A 644-nucleotide genomic window follows, 5' to 3' on the forward strand; every position below is an offset into this window, starting at 1 on the left:
GGTGTTGTTGACCGGGGGGGCTTCTGGGCCAACGTCGAGACCTGGCATCGTGACGGCGAGCACTGGTCGACGTTGTTTCAGCGTGGCATGCGTGTAATGGTGATGGGCAACCTGGTGCAGGACCAGTGGGAGCAGGGCGGCGAGCAGCGGACAGCCATGAAAGTTGTCGCAAATCGCATAGGGATCCTGCCTTACCGCGTCGGCCAGGTGACGATGCAACCATCCAAGGGTCAGCAGCAAGCGGGCCAAGGGCAGTCAATTGGTGAGGGAACACCCCCAGCCTATGAAGGGCAGGGCCAACACGGAGGTATGTGATGAAGAGCATCCGGGGTGCAGTGGGATTGGCCACGCTGGTGATTTTGTCAGGCTGTGCGTCTGGAGAGCACCTGTACATGGGGGGCGAGTGTGTCACCTGCGTGACAAATCCGGTCACGGGTGAACCCATCAACTATGATCCGGATGCGACGCCGGAGGAGCTGCGTGGGCAGACCATCGAGGAGTCGATCCATGGCAGCAACATGGCCGGCGACTTCGAGATGGGGTCAAGTCTGGATGTCGACACAGCCTATGCCCGGATCAAGTCTGAGTTCGGTTTCCGCTCTCCCCAGGATTTCGACGCGAATGACCGTTTCCGCAAGATGCGT

2 protein-coding genes are annotated in these 644 nt (G+C 60.1%); both read left to right on the top strand.

Annotated elements, in window-relative coordinates:
* Positions 1-315: single-stranded DNA-binding protein (locus ACGTN6_RS20800; RefSeq protein WP_394594987.1), on the top strand; the 315-nt coding region annotated here is incomplete at its 5' end.
* On the top strand, positions 315-644 hold a 330-nt coding region (locus tag ACGTN6_RS20805), incomplete at its 3' end, for a hypothetical protein (protein WP_394594989.1). The genes ACGTN6_RS20800 and ACGTN6_RS20805, both read left to right, overlap by 1 nt.

Origin of the sequence: Halomonas sp. B23F22_20 (assembly GCF_043496985.1) — a bacterium.
GTDB lineage: Bacteria > Pseudomonadota > Gammaproteobacteria > Pseudomonadales > Halomonadaceae > Halomonas.